A 19023-nucleotide genomic window follows, 5' to 3' on the forward strand; every position below is an offset into this window, starting at 1 on the left:
CAACTTTTCACTGTTCTTAAGTCAATTTATTCGTTCACTATTAAATTTAGAGCTGTCATTTTATCAAGTTCTCTGCTTATTCAAAAAAAGAATTTTACAAAATATTCGTTGTGAATATTTGTAAAATCCATATTTTGGACTAAAGTTAAATTTTATTCCAGGCTTTTTTCTTGTCATTTATTTTAATTATTTTTTACTTCTTCTGCTTTCTTTAAAATCGCATGTGTCAATGTTTCAGAAAAATTGATCTTCAATTCTTTGCCTAATTTATCTGCCCACTTAGGAATAGACACATTTTTACGTTCTCTCTTTTCCATGTCCAGATATTCTTTTATATTAACTGAAACAAGCGTGACAAATGAATCCTCTTTATTGTATGTATTCGTCTGCTCAAAAGGGAAATAGTTTTCTACATTAATATTGTTTACACTTGAGCTAGACGGCAATTTATTTTCTTCCTCAATATAATAAGACAATTGTAGCCCAAGATAGTCACTAGCCATCTGTATACCGTCGTTTATATCATTTGCTTGTGTTCCGTTTCCATCAATATCAGGAAAATGTATAAAATAGTATGGTTCTTTATCATCGGTCATTAAATAAAAAACAGCTGGATACGTTAATACCATCAATATGTACCTCTTTCGATTATTTATTTTTAGGTCATTGGTATGAAACTGTATCTTTCTGCCAATAACAATTATACTCTCTATAGCTATTTACTTCTCTATAAAATACAAATAAAGTACCTAAAAAACTAAAGAGGCTCTGGTTCATTAGACAAAAAAAACGTAACAAGTAGTAAAGTACTACCTATCACGCTTTTAAGATTCGTTTTAATCAGACACATGGCGGATCCTGCTTAGTGCTGCTTCCTTCCAGATCTGACACGCTTCACAAGCCCGCCATTGTCCTAGCCTTTCGGCAAATAATAGTATACCTGATTTTTTTTTATTTGGCTAGCCTTTTTTTAATTTCTTTTTTCTTAAGCGCAACTCTCTAAAAAAATCCGTTAAAAGTTGGCCACATTCCGTTTCCAAAACGCCTCCTACTACATGGGCTTGGTGGTTAAAGCGTTCATCTGTCAACAAATTCATTAATGTTCCCGCTGTTCCGCCCTTTGGATCATACGCACCGAAGTATACTTCTTTGACTCGAGATAAAATCATCGCACCGCTACACATAGGACAAGGCTCGAGTGTCACATATAATTGGGCTTCTTCTAAACGCCAACTTCCAACATTTTGACAAGCTTCACGGATCGCAATCATTTCCGCATGCGTGGTTGCATCTTGCGTGGTTTCTCTTAAATTGTAGCCTCTTCCAATGATTTCATCATTTAAAACAACAATCGCTCCAATTGGTACTTCCGCTAATTGTTGGGCTTTCTGAGCTTCTTCAATGGCTAAACGCATCCATTTTTCATGTTTTTCATTATCGATTTCCTTCATTTCCAATCGATCCCCTACTTTTCGTTTTCTTGCTTAACTTTAGCATAAGTCAAAAAGGTTGTAACTAGCTTTTTGTCTTATGGTAAAATAAAACATGAGGTGACTTTGATGGACTTGACAAAACTGATAACACTTTATCCTAATGCACAGAAAAAAAATTCCCCTGCTTCCGATAAAGGAATTCTCTCTTTAGCAATTGATGATTATTTTTTATGGATCGATCAATCGACGATTTCGACACAAGAAACAAATATTTTGAAAGCGTTATTCCCTGTAGCTACTGTCGAAGATAATCATCCATGGTATCATTATCTATTTGAAAATAAACCGCTAGTAGCAGAAGAAAGCTTTCGCATGATTCAATTTCACATTGATCCAAGAGGAGAATTTCTTAAGCGCCAATGGCAAGAAACAATCGGTGAAATGTTTTTCCACTTAGAAGATTTTTTCTTTTATACAGAAACCGATGCTGTACTGATTGAAAAAAAATGTCCTAGTTATCTAGAAATTTCTGAGCTAAGAGGTATTTTTCTTTCATTAGATGCAGACTTTGAAATTACTACCCAAGTATTTATTGGCTCATTTCATTTGCCTTCTCCCAATTTTTCAGAACTGTTTTTTGAAGAGCGGAAAATATTTTTTGAAGAAAAAAAGCACTTTGCTTTACATGGTGGCGCAATCTCATTATCGGAGGTGGCTTTACATCATTATACAAAAGGAACAATGAACAACAATCAGTTAATTGCAAGTTATCAGGAGATGGTCAAACGGACAGAAATGGAAGAGATCATTTCAGTGTTATGGAAAAATTTAGGTAATATTAGTTCGACAGCTAAATCACTCTTTCTTCATCGAAATACATTGAAATACAAAATCGAAAAATTCCAAGAACAAACTGGGTTCAACTTAAAAGAAGCAAATGATTTACTGTTTTGTCATTTGCTCTTACTGCAAGAACAAACACATTGAACACAAAAAGCGAAAGTATTCGTTCATGAGACAAACCAATAATGTTTGTCCCATTTTCTAATACTTTCGCTCTTTTTGTACTTTTAACTTTACTTTTTTTGTTGCATCACATGATTTTATCAACGTAATGGAGTAAACGGTCTTTCACATCTTCCGTTGATCCTTTTAGAGAATCTCCGTAGACAGAAATTTTCTTTTTGCCTGACTTGATCTTCGCCAGGATTCCCATCAAAGAATCTAAATCACTATCCGATAAATGTTCAACGATATCTAGTAGCTTTTCGTTTCCATCAAATGTCTCATTAACGAACTTTTTTACTTTTGCCCGGTTCGTCAAATGATGGATTTTTTCAATGACTTTTCCCGAAACAACTACTGCTGTCGCTACGCTTGCTGCTGCTGCGACACCTAATCCAATTGTTACTTTTGTTGATGTTTTCATCATTATCAGCTCCTTTTATCTATATTAATCATAGCATAGATAAAAAGATAAACGAACTATTTACCCTTTTTCACTTTCAAAATCGCCGAAAGATAAAACGCTACCACCAATTTTTCTAATCATCTATATGAAAGGACGCTTCAGCATCGTTTCATCCATTTACTTAGGGGAATATTCAATATTTGTTAATACTTCAGGCAAGTTCTCTTCCAACTCAGCCAATTTATTCCAAATCAATGTCATTGTTTCAAAAAATTCATGAGAAGATCGATCTGAGTTCAAACTGCCTAATGCATTGAGCCAAAGTAATTCTAATAAGTAAGGCTCTTTGATCCCAGTATGTTCTTTGACATATTCTGAAAACGCACGTTTAAATAAGGAAGCCATATCTAACTCAGACTTAATCACTACTCCACGAATACTTTCATGGATTGAAAAGAACTCTTTTAGTAGATGGACGATACTGAAGAAATCATCAATGACATATTCTGATAAATAGCGATCAAAACAGATCGTTATTTCTTCAAGTATTTTTTCTTTTAATATACGTATTGATTTAAAGTGGGCATAAATCGGATAAGTGGAACAGCCACAAAAAGAAGCTAAACTCCTAGCTGTTATCTTTGATAAGCCATTTTCTTCAGCATATACCATACTTTTAAAGAGTAAATACTCTTTGCTAAAATTTGTTACTCTACTCATACAATTCTTCCTTTCTCACTTTTGATCATTTTTTTTAAAAAGACATTATTTTTAGTCATCTCTAAATTAAAGGTATTATTATTTAGAGGACAGTAATAATCCCCCATTAAAAATAACAACATAACATCAAAAAAATATATTTAGGTACAATTTCAACAAGAAGCTTATTTTATTAATAACTTTCTTCAATACTCAAAACCCAACATAACAAAATCAGCTAAATAACAATGTTTTTGTTATATAAATTGATTATTTAATCTGTTATAACTTGACAAAATGAGCGAAAAAAACAACAATAGAATAAACGATTGTTATATACCATTTAAATAACAACATGTACATACAACAACTACTACTATGTGAGAATAACATACATTAAAAACTCTTTCCACTCACAGTTTATGTCCTCCCATGGACAAAAAATAAAAGGAAAAGGAGCAACTTATGTTAACGGACGCAAAAAAGAAAGAATTGTTAGTATTCTATACCATTGTTCAAACCAATAAATGTTCCTTACGTGAATTATCTCAGGTTCTATCAATCCCTAAGAGAACGATCAAAGAAATCATCCGCAAATTAAACGGGACTATTTTTCAACAACTAAGTATCCCTAGATTCATTTACTCAACTGCCAAAGGCGAATTGAAATTAGATTCACAACATAAAGATGAAAAAATGGCGATCTTTCATTATATAAAATTGTTTTTTCTACGCGAATCAAATCGTTTTAATTTTTTATTGTTACTTTTTGATTCGCCACACAGTCGTGTTTCAAAAAAAATATTATTGGAAAAGTTGTACATATCTCCTTCTTATTTAGAAAAACTAACTAATCAATTAAACAAATCACTTAAAAAGTTCCATCTGCAAATCATCTCTCGCCAAAATTGTTACATTTTGAAAGGCGATGAATTATCGATTAGAATTTATATGTATTTCTTTTTTTCTGATGCTTTTCAGGGGATTGATTGGCCTTTGACAAATATGAAACTTTCCCAAGTAAAGCATACTCATTTATCCAATGAGCTTTTGATGACCAAGAAAACATCAAAGATACAAGAAAAAGTTTACTTATTAGTGGCAATCTTTTTAATGCGATCTGCTCATCATCAATTACCAGATGCTAGCCTCTTAGAAAGCTATGAAACAATGAAAATTTTAACTTCTACAAAAGATTTTAGCGGCGAATTGAAAAAACAATTGTCCCAATCCTTGCCTGAAAGTCTTGTCCAAAATGAAGTACTATACTTTAATTTTTTACTTTGCTATTTTTTTCCTAACCTCATTCCCGAACAACAAAAAACACTCTTTGGCTATGAGTTTTCTAAAAGTAATCATTCGCTTTGTCGACAAGTTTCTTTTCTGATCAAAAAAATAGCTGAGTCATTCCCTTCGATATCTGCTGGTGAAAAGAAATATTATTACCATTATTTGATTATGATGCTGACGACGTTTATTTTTTTATTCCAAGAAAAAATCGATTACTTCCATGCACTTTATTATCCTTCTGAAAATATGAAAATCGATGCCTCGGATCAACGATTAAAAAAAATACAAATGATCATCGCTGACACGTTTACTTCTCAACCAAGCCAAAATTTACTGCACGAACATCTTAGTCGCCTGATCTATACACTTTTAAAATCGGAAGAAAATAAAAAATTAGCAATACATCTACAGATAAGCAAGGTCTTTTCGGGAAACTACCACATCGAAAAATTATTAAAAAATATTTTTAATCATCAGTTTTTACAAATCACCGAAAACCCTGAAGAAGCTGATTTAATCGTCACTGATTGGTTCGATACCCAACAACAAACGGCAGATATCTTTTATCTTGACCCTGAACGTGAAGATGAACTTTGGCTCCATTTATTCCATCTAATACAAAGACTCCACCAAAAATAATCCTTTTGTTTCCTTAAGCTGGAAAATAGCTGAAACAAGCCAAAAAAGTATAGGACAGCCTGTTGTCCTATACTTAACTATTATCTTGATAGATAGCCCTATCTTATTCAACTCTTCGCGTTTGAACCAGGTCAAAGCGGTTTAACGATAATTACTTACGATTTTTCATTGCTAGTAAGGACCTTAATAATGTCCCATGTACTAGTCTCTACGATTACCACCGAATAATAAGATCAAACGAAGCAATTGTAAGAAAGTGGCAAGTGCTGCAGCTACGTATGTCAATGCTGCGGCAAAGAGTACGTGTCTAGCCATTGGTACTTCTTCTGCTGTCAGAAGACCACCTTCGCTTAGAATTTGAATGGCTCGTCTGGATGCATTAAATTCGACTGGTAATGTAACTAGCTGAAACAAAAGCGCAAGTGAAAAAGCAAAAATACCGATGTTGATCAATGTATCATTCCAGCTCAGTAAAACACCAATCAAAATCAATGGAAATGAAATCATCGAACCAAAATTAGCCACTGGAACCAGTGCGGCACGAATCTTTAGTGGCGCATAACCAACAGCATCTTGTACCGCATGCCCACATTCATGGGCAGCAACACCAATTGCAGCTACCGAAGTAGACTGTGCCGTTGCTTGTGATAAGCTCAACATTTTATTTCCTGAATTATAATTATCGGTCAAATCTCCTGCAATTTGTTGGACACCGACATCATTAATTTGTTGACTTTGTAAAATGTATTGCGCTGCTTGAGTACCCGTCACGTTATTCTTACTTCTGATTTTGTCATATTTACGAAAAGTACTGTTCACATAAGCTGAGGCAATACCGGAAATAACTAATCCGATGATCACTAACAAAAATGTAGGATCAAAAAAGCCATACATGCCATATCCATACATGATAAATCCACTCCTTTTTATTTTAACTTATTTTACCATGAGTGATCTAAAAAGAAGGTGAAAATACCTTGAGTGTATTAGAGTTTTTTAACAAATTCTGATTTTAATTTCATCGGTCCAAATCCATCGACTTTACAATCAATGTTATGGTCGCCTTCCACTAGACGAATATTTTTCACTTTTGTTCCTTGTTTGATGGCACCAGATGCACCTTTCACTTTTAAATCTTTGATCACTGTCACACTATCGCCTTCTGCCAAAGGATTACCATTAGCATCAAGAACGATCAAGCCATCTACTTGGTCCTGTTCTTCATTTGTCCATTCATTTGCACATTCAGGACAAATAAATAATCCTCGATCTTCGTAAGTGTATTCAGAGCCACATTGTGGGCAGTTTGGTAATGTCATCTTCTTTCTCCTTTAAAAATAGCGTTGAGCATTATTGTAACGGATAACGTGTCTTTTGAAAAGAGAGACTTGTGATTTTTAAAACAAAGTTTAGTAAAAATCATTTTTACAACGAACAACTCTCTCTTCTAAAATAGTTACTATCTTTGATACGCATGACAAATCTCTTTGATTTCGTCATAAATTTCTGCCACTTCCGCTAAATCTTTCGCACTTGCGCCACTTGCGAGCGGATGCCCACCACCATGATGCTTTTTCGCTAATTCATTAATGATCGGACCTTTCGAACGTAACCGTACACGGTAATATCCTTCTGGTTGTTGCACAAAGATTCCCCAAGCTAATACCTCATCAATGACACCAGGCAAGGAAACAACAGCTGCTGTTTCAGAATCATCAATTCCGTATTGCGAAAGGAGTTCTTGTGATAAAATCACTTTTCCTGCGCCATTTTCATCAACCTGGATATTTTGGTATAAATAACCTGAAAGTTTAGCAACTTTCATCGGCATTTGTTCAATTTCACGATTCAATGCACTGGCATCAAAAGAATAACGTCTTAAATCTGCTGCAATTTCCAACGTCCTGGCGGTTGTAGCTGGATATAGGAAGCGTCCTGTATCTCCTACAATCCCAGCATAAAGCAAACGCGCTGCACTGGTATTCAACGTTAACTCATTTGGAAACATGAGGGCAAACTCCGTAATCATCTCACTACAACTGCTAGCTTTCGTATCGACCCAGACCAGATCACCATACGGTTCATCATTTGGATGATGATCAATTTTTATCAATTTCTCACCTAACTTAAAACGATTATCACTGATTCTAGGCGCATTTGCTGTATCAGTGACGATGACCAAAGCTCCTTCATACACTTGATCATCAACTATTTGCATTTCTGCTAAAAAGCGCAAGCCCTCCACAGTTTCCCCGACTTGGTAAATTTCTTTTTGAGGAAACGTTGCTCTTAAAATCTCTGCTAAACCTACTTGAGAACCTAAAGCATCTGGGTCAGGACGTTGATGTCGATGGATGATGATTCGATCATATGTTTTTATTTCTGCTAAAATTTCAGATTGGACAGTCATTATTTCCCTGCTTTCTATGAACGTTCCATTACTTGGCAAACAACGATTGCCTTGGAAACGATCGTATTTTCGATATATACTTCAATGTCTAGTTTGGCTGATCTCCGACCAATTTCAAGCACTCTTGGACGAATATCCAATTCGCTTTCAAGTTGGATTAAACGCAGATAATGGAGACTCATCTGTTCGATCATGATATTTCTGCGTTGATTTAATACCATGGTTTTTTGTGCAACATCAGAAAGGATCTCACTTAATACACCAAATGAAATCGTACCGACCCCATTGACCATTTGAGGGGTAACCACAAATTTAAACTTTGGATTTGCCAAAAGATTCCCGTCTCGGTCTCGATCGATCGTTTGGATTCCTCCTGAGATTTGGTCAGAGATCGTATCTGCAATTTGCGGTTGTCGCTGAACTAACTGCATGGCTTTCATCACATCTTGCCGAGTAATCAGCCCTTCAAGTGTCAAATCATCCGAAACGACTGGCATGACTTCTAAACCATCCCAGATCATTTGATGGCTGACAGAAGCAACACTCATGGTTTTTTTCACACTGATCGGGTCTTTTGTCATGACCCGCTCAATTACTTGTGTATCTGCTTTACCAAGTACATCTTTAGCAGTAATAATTCCCATCAAGCGCATGTGACGGTTCACTACTGGAAATCGTGAATGGTGCGTTTCCTCTGATAGTTTTTGATAATCGGCGATCGTATCTGTTTGTAGCAGGTAGTGTGTCTTTTCTGCTGACATATAGATATCACTGACAAGCATAATGTCTTTTTTAATCAATTGATCACTCAAAGCACGGTTGATCATCGTTGCTACGGTAAAGGTATCATAAGTCGTACGAAGAATCGGCATCGCTAATTTGTCTGCTAAGCGAGCAATCTCGGGGGTAGTGTCAAATCCACCAGTAATCAGCACGGCGGCTCCATCTTCTAAAGCTAATTTTTGAACTTCCGAGCGGTTACCGACGATCATCAGTGATCCTGGTGTGATATAGCGTTCCATCGCATGTTTCGTCATCGCACCGATCACAAATTTATTCAATACTTTGTCTAATCCTGTTGCGCCTCCCAATACATCTCCTTCAATGATCCTGACGACTTCCCCAAACGTCAGTCGTTCAATATGTTTTTTCAATTTCCGCTCAATCCGGATTGTTCCGACACGTTGGATCGTTGAAACTAATCCGATATTTTCAGCATCCTTGATGGCACGATAGGCCGTTCCTTCACTTACGTTTAATTCTTTTGCTATACTTCTGACTGAAATACGATTTCCAACCGGTAAGCTTTCGATATATTCTAAAATCAAGTCATGTTTCGTCGCCATATCTTTAACCTACACTTCCAGCGTTTCAGAAACGCTCATTATTTTTCCTTCGTTCCCTGCCAACTTCTCAATAAATAGTTGAGGATCTTGTTGGATAACAGGAAATGTATTGTAATGGATAGGAACGACTAGCTTAGCGCCAATCCGTTTTGCTGCTCTCGCTGCATCTTCTGGTCCCATTGTAAAATTATCACCAATTGGTAAAAAGGCAACGTCAATGGTAAATTGTTCGGCAAGTAAAGCCAAATCACTAAAATCAGCGGTATCTCCTGCGTGATAGATCGTTTTTCCTTCTGCTTGGATCACAATCCCACTAGGTTCGCCCATATAAAGCGGTGTGCCAGCTACCTCATAACTTGAGCTGTGCTGGGCAGGAACAAATTTTACGATCCCAAATGGAAATTCATATTTTCCACCAATATTCATCCCATGTCCTTTGGCACCTAACTGTTCCGCATAATTTGTAATCTCAACAATGCTGATAATCGTTGCATCATTTTGTTTAGCAATCGGCACCATGTCTCCTACATGATCGTTGTGCCCATGAGTAACTAAAACCCAGTCTACTTCTACCTTATCCACTGTTAAATCTGTTAACGGATTGCCTGTAATAAACGGGTCGATAATCAAGCGTTCACCATTTTTCATTTCGATCGACACACATGAATGTCCGTGATAAGTAATTTTCACTTTTCTCACTCCTTTTACTTTCTTTCATACATTAAATAAACCGATTTCATTTAGAGAATAATCCTAAATAATAGTACAGTACATACGTAATCATTGTAACAGATAATACAGTTTGTACCAAGTGGCAAATCAGCTCAAACCACTCTAAGTACGCTACTCCACTAACTCTGCATACGTAAAAGGAACTATTTTTTCGAAGTCTGTTCTAGCGATCTTAATGCTTCTGCCAATTTCGCCACTTGACATGACCAACATTTGCTTTTCTTTGAAAGATGCATCAACTAAAAAAAGATAATCTGGGTGTTTACGATAAATGCCGATCGGTGTATTTGCACCATGTGGATAACCAGTAGATGCCATCACAAAATCCATTCCGGGAAAACCGACTTTGTGATCACCAGAAATTTTCCTGGTTTTTTTGTAATCTAAATGTTCCGACAATGGAACAACAGCAATGATTACACCTGTTTTATCCCCTTTCAAAACTAATGTTTTACAAACACTGTTTTGATCAATCTGTTTTTGCTTGAGTATTTTTTGAAAATCATTCCATTCTGTCTGATTAAATGTCAGAGCTTCGTAAGAAATTCTTTCTTTTTCTAAATATTCTTCTACTTTTGTTTTCATCTACTATCTTCCTTCCATTTCCTTCTCTTTTATTTTACAAAAAAATAGAAAAAAAAGAACGAGCAAGAACTTTGGTTCAACTGATACAAAAAATGGTATGGAAAAGTCGCCTCTTTAAAAGATTACGACCTTTTCCACACCATTATTGTTTCAATTATTTTTTGCCTCTACGTTGTGTTGCTTCCATGATCACTGGTAAAATCACTGGACGACGTTTTGTTTGTTCAAATAGGTAGCGTCCTAATTGATCTCGAATGTCTTGTTTTAATTTACTCCACTCAAAGTCGTTACTTTCCAAGTGTTTTTCCACGATTTCTTCGATCATCGTCCCACTTTCTTTCATCAAATCACGACTAGCTTTGACATAAACGAAACCGCGAGATGTGATTTGTGGTTTTGAGACAATTTTCTTTTCACGGCGACTAATAGTAACTACAGCTACAAAAATACCATCTTCTGACAAGATTTTACGGTCACGTAACACAATATTACCAATATCACCAATTCCTAAACCATCGATCATCACATTTTCAGCACTGATCGTTCCAGCGACACTCATCCGTTTATTTTTATATTCCAACACATCACCACGTCCTGTGATGTAAATGTTTTTGTAAGGGATCCCGACGGCATGAGCTAAATCAGCATGAGCAGCTAATTCACGATATTCACCTTGAACAGGAATAAAATAAGTTGGTCTCATCAAATTAAGCATCAACTGAAGATCGTTAGGGTTCGCATGTCCAGACACTCGCATGTTCTCAGAGATCAATTTGACCGTACCACCTGCACGATAAATGATATCTTCTGTTTTAGCTACCATCGTTTCCATCGCAATACTTGGAGTAGTTGTGATATAGACTAAGTCGCCTTCTTCGATTTTGATATTACGGTGGGTTTTATTGGCCATTTTTTGCAATGACTTAATTGGTTCACCCATCCGTCCAGTTTCTAAAATGATGATTTCTTCTGGTTTGTATTTCTTCATGTCCTTCAAGGTCACAAGCAAATCTTCACTCGGAAGTTGTAGTTTTTCCAGACGCATTGCTGTTCGGATGATCCGCTCAAAATCTTGCCCTGTCAATACTACTTTTCTTTGTGCCTTTTCGGCTGCATCCAAGACTTGTTGAACCCGCTGTAGATTACTTGCCACACAAGCAACGATGATTCTACCTTCCCAATACTTGATCGTATCGAAGACTTCATCCGCAATCTGTAGCTCTGATGCTACAGGAACTGGGTTTTCAGCGTTCGCTGATTCACTAAGTAATGCCAATACGCCTTCTTTACCGATTTCTGCCAAACGAGCATAATCAGTTTGATACATTGGAATAGCTGTCTGATCGAATTTAAAATCGCCTGTGTAGACGATACTGCCCTCTTTGGTTTTCAAGTTGATCCCGACTGAGTCTGGAATCGTGTGGGTGGTTCGGAAAAAGCTGACGATCGTCTCGCCAAAATCAATCTCCGTGTGTTCATCGACTACATGGAAATCTTTGAAACCTTTTGCTGCATCATTTCGTCCCACACTCAATTTAGCAAGCTCGATCGTTAACTCGGTTCCAAATACTGGTACAGAGAGCTTAGAAAGTAAATAAGGTAACGCTCCGATCGCATCTGCATGTCCATGTGTCAAAAAGACTCCCGCTACCCGATCAATGTTTTCTTCCAGATACGTAAAGTCAGGAATGACTACATCAATACCTAACAATTCGTTTTCAGGATATTTTAAACCACAGTCTAAAACAAAAATATCTTCTCCCACTTCAGCGATGTACATATTTTTTCCATTTTCACGTACGCCGCCTAAAGGGATAATTTTAATGGTACTCACAAATTTCACCTCTTCTTATGATGCCCAAGTTTAAAGACATCGATTCTCTTCTTTAACTAAATAGATGATTCATCTCAATGAGCAACTCACAAAATTTTAGCTGACTTCTTCTATTGCTTAGCAAGAAAAAGCAGCTGATTGACAGTCCTCTTGTTTATCTTCTGCCATTTTTGAATAAGTTTCATTAAAGCGATGAATCGATTATTTTTAACACAAAAGTCGAAAGCAATGGATTCGACTACTCCCCATCATTATACAACAAATTAGATAAATCGCTAGCATCTGCTATTTTCAAGAAAAAAAGCCTGGTTTTATACAGCACAACCAATCTTGCCTCAAGTCGTTGATTAAAACAGTCTCAATTTAACAAACTGTCTACTTTTATCCGTTCTTCTGTTACAAACATACTCCGTCTATTTTACCATATTTTTAGAAATAACTATAGTAGGATTTTCGATCTCAATAAAAGCTTTCTTACTACAAATCACTTCAAAGCTCTATTAAGTTCATTGACTTATAATTATACTTATCATAATTCGAGAGAGTACATCGATAGATTTGCTGGAACGCATACTAAAAAAGACGGTAGAATTGGTATCGTGACGCACCTCAAAAGTTCGTTTACTAACTATAAGAGGTGCAAAACACAATAAACCAATCTATCGTCTTTTACAATCAATCTTCCTTAAGAACTCGCTTTGGACAAAACCAGAGGATCATTCTCAAAGTTTTAACCAAACTTCTCTTTTGGAGAAACTATTTTTTATCATCTTTTTTGGAGAATTTTTCTTTGACATCTTCAAAGCCTTCTTTGATATCATCGCCTAAATTACGAGCTTTTTCTTTGATATCTGCACCAAGTGATTGTGCTTTTCCTTCTGCTTCTTTGCTTTTATCATCTGTTGCTTTACCGTAAGCTTCTTTTCCTTTACCAACTACTTTGTCTTTTGCATCTTCAGAACGTCCTTTTAAATCTGCCATCTTAATTCCTCCCTTGAATTTCTCATTTCTAACTATCTAACTATTATCAGGGTATCATCAACTTGAAAAACAGACAAACAGTATGCTCTTAGATCGTTTTTTCAAAGGTTCCCCACACTTTAACTTCTTTGTTTTCAACCATTACTTGTCCTTTGGCGATCACTGTTTCGATGGCTAAGGTTTCTTTGTCAAGTATACATAAATCAGCATCGTTCCCTACTTTGATTGTTCCTTTTCGCTCCAGCTTTAACACACGAGCGGGATTGACTGTGATTGCTCGCAAGGCTACTTCAAGTGGAATCTCTTCTTTTTCTACCGCTTCTTTGATACCTACCAGTAGTGATTTTGCGCTTCCGACACCCATACCAAGAAAGTGATTTTTTTCATCAAAGTAAGGTAAACTTCCTTGTCCATCAGATGACATTGTAAAATGATCAAGGGAAACTCCAGCTTCGATCAACTGTTTTAAAGCTTTACTAAAGCGGACTTCCCCATCTGTTCGTTCCCAAAAATCAGGATCTTCGCTCGCTGTGAAGTCAATTGTCCCACCTTTTTTCGCAAATTCGATACAAGCTGTTAAAAGTTCTGGCGTGCGGTTGGCATGGGTAGGTAAAAATTGCGTAATCGGAATCTCGGTTTCCTCAACTACCCGTGTTAATAACTCTAGTTTACGTTTTCCTCCACCTAAATGGACATTGACGATACCAGCTTTACCAGACAACATACCTCCTACTCGGGCATCAGCAGTTGCTCGAGAAAATTCTTCAAATGTAGGCTGAGATGATCGATGGTCAGAAACAGCAATTTCGCCAATTCCGATGATTTTATCAATTGTCAAAAAATCTTTGATGATTGAGTCCGTAACCGTTTTGAGTGGTAACCGATAAGAACCTTCATAGACGTAAGTTGAAATTCCTTCTGCTTCTAAGCCTTTTGCCTTACTGATAAGCGCAGTCATGTCACGACCTTCACCATCTGTTCCCAAACACCCAACAACTGTTGTTACACCCGCTGTCGTCAATTGGCTTAAAGTTACTTCTGGCGTACGATTTTGAAAACCGCCCTCTCCACCTCCACCTAAAAGGTGAAAATGGCAATCAATAAAGCCCGGTGTCAACACTTTCCCACTACCGGAAATTTCTTCCACTTCTAACTCAGCATAGCCACCGGTCAACGCTTCTTCAAGCGCAATAATTTTATCCCCGGCAATCAATACATCCATGACCCCTAAATAATCTGGTGCATAGACCTCAATTTGACGAATGATTTTCATTTGACTTCATCCTTTCTGATACCGATATTTTGGTTTTCTTTGTTTCAAAAGTAACTATTTTTAGTATAAAAAAGCCGAAGAATAATGAAAATAAGACAAACTATTTTCAGTCTCTTCGGCTTGCTTTCTATAAGTCAACTTTTTGGCTAGTAAGTTTGAAAAAGCATCGAGTTCCTCTGTCATCAGAAAAAACACGATTCGTGTATTCTTCACTAGCCTTAACTTTATTGCTTCGCTATTGTAAGCCGATTGCTATCGCAATCATGATAAAGATAGTACCTAGGACAAAAAAGAATCCTTGCATTTTGATTTGGAATCTTGCCCATTTTGCCCACTCGATACGTGCAACACCTAAGACACCAATCAAACTAGCTGATACAGGGGTAAAGGCATCCATAAATCCAGCGCCTAATTGATAAGCTAATACAGCTACTTGACGAGAGACCCCTACTAAGTCAGCAAGTGGTGCCATGATTGGCATCGTTAACGCCGCTTGACCAGAATTGGATGTCACGACTAAATTAAACAGGCTTTGGAAAATATACATTGCCCACGCTCCGATAGCCGCTGGTACTCCTGCTAAAGCTGTACCGATACCATGTAGAATGGTGTTTAAAGCAGAAGGAACAGAAGCATCTGAGCCACCTAATACTAATAAGATCCCTTTTGCCATCCCTACAACGATTGCTGTTCCAGCTAGATCAGCAGCACCCGATTGGAAAGAAGAGGCAATATCATTGATCCGCATGCCATCCAATTTGAAGATTACTGCAATGATCCCTGCGACTAATCCCATAACAAAAAATTGTGAAGCAATTTCTGGGATATAATACCCTTCTTGCGTAACACCCCAAACGATCCAAACCAATACGATGAGCATTTCAAGTAAAATCAATTTGTGTCCCAACATAAACGCTTTTTTCTCGTCGGTTGTTTTTTTCAAATGACTTCTGAAATAATCATCTGATTTATACGTCAATGAGCTTTCAGGGTTTTTACGGATTTTCTCCCCATAAATCATCAAATAGCCAGCAGATAACGCTGTGATAACGACCCACATGATCAATCGGAACGTCGCACCCGATAACACTGGAATGCCAGCGATCCCTTGAGCAACTGCTACACTAAACGGACTCATCCAGGAAGTCGCATTTCCGACTTGAGAGGCGACATACGTGACTGTTACTGCAACGATCGAGTCATAACCAAGAGCTATCACAAATGGGACCATCACCATAGAAAAAGGAATGACTTCCTCTGCCATGCCGAATGTCGCGCCACCGAATGAAAAAGCAAAAAATAATAGCGGTAAGGCTAAACGCTCCAGTCCCCTTGTCTTACTGATGAAAGCATAGATCCCTGCATCAATTGCCCCGGTGCGCATGATAATTCCAAAAGCACCACCAACAACTAAAATAAGTGCAGCGATTCCGACAGCCGATCCATACTTGTCTCCTGAGACTAATCCTTCAAAGACAAAATTCAAAAATCCGAAACCACCAAAATCGTCGGTCCCCCATACTCGAGCCGTTTTATGGAGTTTTTTTGAAGTATCATAAATGCGTTCTCCAAATTGGTCATAAAGTACATCATCTGTTAAAGAGATTTCATCTAACTTTTCTTGCGTTAATTTCTTTTCACCTTCAGAAATCACTTCTTCTAACCCTTTTTCAGGGACTTTTAATTTCTCTCTTTCCGTCGGATCATTTTGTAACTTCTCTAATTGATCAAATACATAGGAGCGATCCAAGGCATAAGCATAACGAAATGAATCTTGGCGTAATACAGTTCGCGTACTTGTTTCTCCATTTGCATCTTGGTATTCGATATCTTGTGTACTAAATTTTCCTGCTGGTACAATAAATGTCAGCAACCAAGCAAGGATGACCACTCCAAAAATGATGACATAAGTATGAGGTGTCGTCATTTTTGTGAGATCCCGTTTGGATTTCCCCGAAGACACTTGTTTCTTCACTATGAAGTCTTCCTTTCTATCTTTAATTTTTTATGAATAAAACAATCAATATCAGATTAGATTATACAGCAAAAAAACGCTAAACACATTAATTATCTATTAAAGCAATCTTTTTTATTTTTGTTAAAAACAACCAAAAAAGTTAAATAACTCTCTTGTATTTTGTGATGCAAGCATATAATCAATTAGTTTCATATGATATCTTTACTTGTTTTATTATTTATGAAGAAAAACCAATTATATTTTATCATTTTTAAAATATGTATATTTTTTCAACATTCGATATAAATAGAATTTTTTATTCATTATTTATCCGAAAAAAAACGAATAAAAAAACAGATAGTGTATTAGAAAAAATAGCTGCTTCAGACTTTTTTTAATCTATAAACAATCTTCATTGCAATAATCATAACTAATGTACTATAATTGCAATGTAAAGAGTTTTGGGGAAGACTCTTTCATCAACGTGTATTAAGAGACAAAAAAGAATTCAAGTGAATTCTTTTTTGTCTCTTCTTTGTGATATTTTGCTTGTTTTAACTATTGAAAAAAGATGTTACCTTGCTCTACTTTTTACACTAACACTTAGAAATCGCCGAATGTTCCTAGTTTTATTCAAAGGTGTCCCTTTTTCATCTACTTCAAGGCAATGTTTCCATTCATTCTATTTTTACGTTCCCTAACGAATCAGCTGGCAGACTGTAAAATATAGGGTTTGCTGCAATAGTAATATGGTAGCGATAGAGGAACTATCACAAAGAGCAAGCTCAACTTCTGACAATGATAAAGCGGTATCATTCATTTGTGCATGGTTATCCAATACTAGGTCAGCAAATTCAAACAGTCGCAACCCATTACTGTGTTGTGATTTGATACTTCGCGAGAGATCAAATCCAGTAACAATAATCAGTAAATGACCATTTGACTTGATCCATTGAGCTAGCTCCACAATACTTGGATCCCTGCCTTCATTGGAAAGAAGTAGAAAAATATCTGCTTGTTTGACAGAGAGCTGATCAATGATCGCTTTTCCTGTTCCTTCCAAAGTTTCATATATCCCATTTGCCGGATTTTCAATTAACTTGCCCGGTATCATTTCAGGTAAATGTTCCCAAAACTCAAATGCTATCCCGCTTAGTGTACGACTAGCAAAGATTTGTAAACGTCCACCTAATGAAACTTGACGAGCAATTAAAGAAGCAGCTTGAACCATCAAGGGTTCTTCGATTCTTAATTTCTTTTCTAGTTGCTGATAATAATCAAAATAGCGTAAACTCATTTATTTCTCCACCTTTAATTTCACAACAAAAACAGCAAGTGCGCTAAAACATAAAAAAAGAAATCAGTTAAGACGTATCAACCTTTTGCTTGAAAATAAAAGATAAAAAAAGGCATTGAGCATACTGCCCAATACCTTGACATAGTAAATAAACGAGCTACCGACCATCGAAAAACCGACACAAGGGTAGAAATCTCCCCAGAAATTAGGTACAATAAATACGGTCGATGCCTTGCATTGACTATGGCAAATGATCGGTCAGGGTGTATACGTGTGACTGGTCATTCCCTGATAGTTAGTTGCCGCTAACTATCAGGGAGCCTTTTTTTATTCTGCTGTTTCTATCTTCAATCATTTTAAGTAATCTATCAGACAAGTGCAAGTCCGAAAAAATAAAAAAAACACGGTCTGTTTTCTTGACATATAAATCAACTTTTTTAACTGAACAAGAATCCTATCACGATAGGATTCTTGTTTTTAGATTTATTTTTTAACAATGATAACAGCCAATATCTACTTAAATAAATAAATTTGCCGTCCACAATTAGACATGTCATGATCATTTTTTGTTTAGCCTACCAGGATGACTCTCCCCTACTGCTTTTTGCTAACTCCTATTCCTTAAATGGTATACTCAGACCCTAAAACCAGACAAAAAAGCAACCGCTCATCCAAATAAAATGGATTTAACCAGCGATTGCTTTGTTCTAACGAAAAACTCAATCGAGCAATAACCGTAGTTGCAAGCTACATGGATCAACTTTCTTAACTCACTGCTTTTAGCGTTTATCTGATCGTTTTGTTCTGCGATGAGAAGCCGTGTGTCTGCCTTTTTTGCCGATATGAACGCCTCTAAAGAAATAAGGGATAAAGATGATGAAATAACCTATGATAAATATCAAAGCAAAAATCATAGCTTCCCACGCACCTAAAGCAAGTTCAAGCATAACACTTAAAATAGAAATTGTTGCTAAATACCAGATAAAAATCAATAATTTCTCTTTTTTTCTAGCCATTTGAATGAAAACATATCCACAAATTAGCACCAATGGAGTCAAAAACAACCAGTTATTTCCTTCCATCAGCCATTTCAATCCATCAAGAAGTGTTTGACCGATTGTAATCAATTTTCCCAT

General features: G+C 36.5%; 18 protein-coding genes and 1 other RNA gene. 2 read left to right on the forward strand and 17 right to left on the reverse strand.

Features of this window, described 5'->3' with window-relative positions:
* Positions 1 to 182 precede the first annotated feature (182 nt).
* From IGK81_RS10270 to tadA, 3 genes are all read right to left on the reverse strand, one after another.
* Positions 183 to 629, reverse strand: coding sequence for a type II toxin-antitoxin system HicB family antitoxin (locus IGK81_RS10270; protein WP_034700578.1), 447 nt, complete (start codon positions 627 to 629; stop codon positions 183 to 185).
* Between the two features lie 205 nt (positions 630 to 834).
* An RNA gene (gene ffs / locus IGK81_RS10275) (signal recognition particle sRNA small type) lies at positions 835 to 919 on the reverse strand.
* A 40-nt stretch (positions 920 to 959) separates the two neighbouring features.
* A complete protein-coding gene (tadA, locus tag IGK81_RS10280; RefSeq protein WP_010720731.1) occupies positions 960 to 1451 on the reverse strand; it encodes a tRNA adenosine(34) deaminase TadA in 492 nt (163 codons plus the stop codon).
* Positions 1452 to 1559: 108 nt separating this feature from the next.
* Between tadA and IGK81_RS10285 the strand changes: the two genes are divergently transcribed.
* Complete coding sequence (locus IGK81_RS10285) at positions 1560 to 2420, forward strand: helix-turn-helix domain-containing protein (protein ID WP_010720732.1); 861 nt, start codon at positions 1560 to 1562, stop codon at positions 2418 to 2420.
* A 106-nt stretch (positions 2421 to 2526) separates the two neighbouring features.
* Here the strand turns inward: IGK81_RS10285 and IGK81_RS10290 are convergent, their stop codons facing one another.
* Positions 2527 to 2862: a hypothetical protein gene (locus IGK81_RS10290; RefSeq protein WP_010737193.1), complete on the reverse strand. Its 336-nt coding sequence runs from the start codon at positions 2860 to 2862 to the stop codon at positions 2527 to 2529.
* A 159-nt stretch (positions 2863 to 3021) separates the two neighbouring features.
* Complete coding sequence (locus IGK81_RS10295) at positions 3022 to 3564, reverse strand: hypothetical protein (RefSeq protein WP_010720734.1); 543 nt, start codon at positions 3562 to 3564, stop codon at positions 3022 to 3024.
* A gap of 444 nt (positions 3565 to 4008) precedes the next feature.
* Here IGK81_RS10295 and IGK81_RS10300 point away from each other — a divergent pair, with 444 nt between their 5' ends.
* On the forward strand, positions 4009 to 5472 hold the full coding sequence (locus IGK81_RS10300) for a helix-turn-helix domain-containing protein (RefSeq protein ID WP_010737192.1): 1464 nt from the start codon (positions 4009 to 4011) through the stop codon (positions 5470 to 5472).
* A 201-nt stretch (positions 5473 to 5673) separates the two neighbouring features.
* Here IGK81_RS10300 and IGK81_RS10305 read toward each other — a convergent pair whose 3' ends face one another.
* The 12 genes from IGK81_RS10305 to IGK81_RS10360 all read right to left on the reverse strand — a co-directional run bounded on the left by IGK81_RS10305 (position 5674) and on the right by IGK81_RS10360 (position 19023).
* Entirely contained in the window at positions 5674 to 6381 is a 708-nt protein-coding gene (locus tag IGK81_RS10305) for a zinc metallopeptidase (RefSeq protein WP_010720736.1), read from the reverse strand.
* 77 nt (positions 6382 to 6458) lie between these two features.
* Positions 6459 to 6791 (reverse strand): zinc ribbon domain-containing protein YjdM, encoded by a 333-nt coding sequence (locus tag IGK81_RS10310; protein WP_010720737.1) that lies wholly within the window; start codon positions 6789 to 6791, stop codon positions 6459 to 6461.
* Positions 6792 to 6931: 140 nt separating this feature from the next.
* Positions 6932 to 7882 (reverse strand): DHH family phosphoesterase, encoded by a 951-nt coding sequence (locus IGK81_RS10315; protein WP_034700579.1) that lies wholly within the window; start codon positions 7880 to 7882, stop codon positions 6932 to 6934.
* Between the two features lie 14 nt (positions 7883 to 7896).
* Positions 7897 to 9228 (reverse strand): DRTGG domain-containing protein, encoded by a 1332-nt coding sequence (locus IGK81_RS10320; protein WP_034700581.1) that lies wholly within the window; start codon positions 9226 to 9228, stop codon positions 7897 to 7899.
* Between the two features lie 9 nt (positions 9229 to 9237).
* On the reverse strand, positions 9238 to 9918 hold the full coding sequence (locus IGK81_RS10325; protein ID WP_010720740.1) for a metal-dependent hydrolase: 681 nt from the start codon (positions 9916 to 9918) through the stop codon (positions 9238 to 9240).
* Positions 9919 to 10071: 153 nt separating this feature from the next.
* Entirely contained in the window at positions 10072 to 10545 is a 474-nt protein-coding gene (locus IGK81_RS10330; protein ID WP_034700582.1) for a YbaK/EbsC family protein, read from the reverse strand.
* A gap of 154 nt (positions 10546 to 10699) precedes the next feature.
* A complete protein-coding gene (locus IGK81_RS10335; protein ID WP_034700583.1) occupies positions 10700 to 12379 on the reverse strand; it encodes a ribonuclease J in 1680 nt (559 codons plus the stop codon).
* A 756-nt stretch (positions 12380 to 13135) separates the two neighbouring features.
* Positions 13136 to 13360 carry a CsbD family protein gene (locus IGK81_RS10340; protein WP_010720743.1) on the reverse strand — a complete coding sequence of 75 codons (225 nt, stop codon included), beginning with the start codon at positions 13358 to 13360 and terminating at the stop codon, positions 13136 to 13138.
* 88 nt (positions 13361 to 13448) lie between these two features.
* Entirely contained in the window at positions 13449 to 14633 is a 1185-nt protein-coding gene (gene iadA / locus IGK81_RS10345; RefSeq protein ID WP_034700585.1) for a beta-aspartyl-peptidase, read from the reverse strand.
* Between the two features lie 235 nt (positions 14634 to 14868).
* A complete protein-coding gene (yfcC, locus tag IGK81_RS10350; protein WP_010720745.1) occupies positions 14869 to 16608 on the reverse strand; it encodes a putative basic amino acid antiporter YfcC in 1740 nt (579 codons plus the stop codon).
* Between the two features lie 679 nt (positions 16609 to 17287).
* The gene (locus IGK81_RS10355; protein WP_010737187.1) at positions 17288 to 17887 is read right to left on the reverse strand and encodes an SIS domain-containing protein; all 600 of its coding nucleotides are present in this window, start codon (positions 17885 to 17887) and stop codon (positions 17288 to 17290) included.
* A 779-nt stretch (positions 17888 to 18666) separates the two neighbouring features.
* Positions 18667 to 19023, reverse strand: coding sequence for a hypothetical protein (locus IGK81_RS10360; protein ID WP_010720747.1), 357 nt, complete (start codon positions 19021 to 19023; stop codon positions 18667 to 18669).

The organism is Enterococcus sp. DIV0703, from assembly GCF_051711065.1.
Lineage (GTDB): Bacteria > Bacillota > Bacilli > Lactobacillales > Enterococcaceae > Enterococcus_B > Enterococcus_B hirae.

Bases quoted from the DNA above. Each gene is read 5' to 3' on its own strand.
- IGK81_RS10340 (WP_010720743.1), bottom strand. From the start codon at position 13,360: ATGGCAGATTTAAAAGGACGTTCTGAAGATGCAAAAGACAAAGTAGTT.
- IGK81_RS10315 (WP_034700579.1), bottom strand. From the start codon at position 7,882: ATGACTGTCCAATCTGAAATTTTAGCAGAAATAAAAACATATGATCGA.
- IGK81_RS10290 (WP_010737193.1), bottom strand. From the start codon at position 2,862: ATGAAAACATCAACAAAAGTAACAATTGGATTAGGTGTCGCAGCAGCA.
- IGK81_RS10285 (WP_010720732.1), top strand. From the start codon at position 1,560: ATGGACTTGACAAAACTGATAACACTTTATCCTAATGCACAGAAAAAA.
- IGK81_RS10270 (WP_034700578.1), bottom strand. From the start codon at position 629: ATGGTATTAACGTATCCAGCTGTTTTTTATTTAATGACCGATGATAAA.
- IGK81_RS10305 (WP_010720736.1), bottom strand. From the start codon at position 6,381: ATGTATGGATATGGCATGTATGGCTTTTTTGATCCTACATTTTTGTTA.
- IGK81_RS10320 (WP_034700581.1), bottom strand. From the start codon at position 9,228: ATGGCGACGAAACATGACTTGATTTTAGAATATATCGAAAGCTTACCG.
- IGK81_RS10355 (WP_010737187.1), bottom strand. From the start codon at position 17,887: ATGAGTTTACGCTATTTTGATTATTATCAGCAACTAGAAAAGAAATTA.
- IGK81_RS10360 (WP_010720747.1), bottom strand. From the start codon at position 19,023: ATGGGAAAATTGATTACAATCGGTCAAACACTTCTTGATGGATTGAAA.
- iadA (WP_034700585.1), bottom strand. From the start codon at position 14,633: ATGAAAATCATTCGTCAAATTGAGGTCTATGCACCAGATTATTTAGGG.
- IGK81_RS10310 (WP_010720737.1), bottom strand. From the start codon at position 6,791: ATGACATTACCAAACTGCCCACAATGTGGCTCTGAATACACTTACGAA.
- tadA (WP_010720731.1), bottom strand. From the start codon at position 1,451: ATGAAGGAAATCGATAATGAAAAACATGAAAAATGGATGCGTTTAGCC.
- IGK81_RS10300 (WP_010737192.1), top strand. From the start codon at position 4,009: ATGTTAACGGACGCAAAAAAGAAAGAATTGTTAGTATTCTATACCATT.
- IGK81_RS10330 (WP_034700582.1), bottom strand. From the start codon at position 10,545: ATGAAAACAAAAGTAGAAGAATATTTAGAAAAAGAAAGAATTTCTTAC.
- IGK81_RS10295 (WP_010720734.1), bottom strand. From the start codon at position 3,564: ATGAGTAGAGTAACAAATTTTAGCAAAGAGTATTTACTCTTTAAAAGT.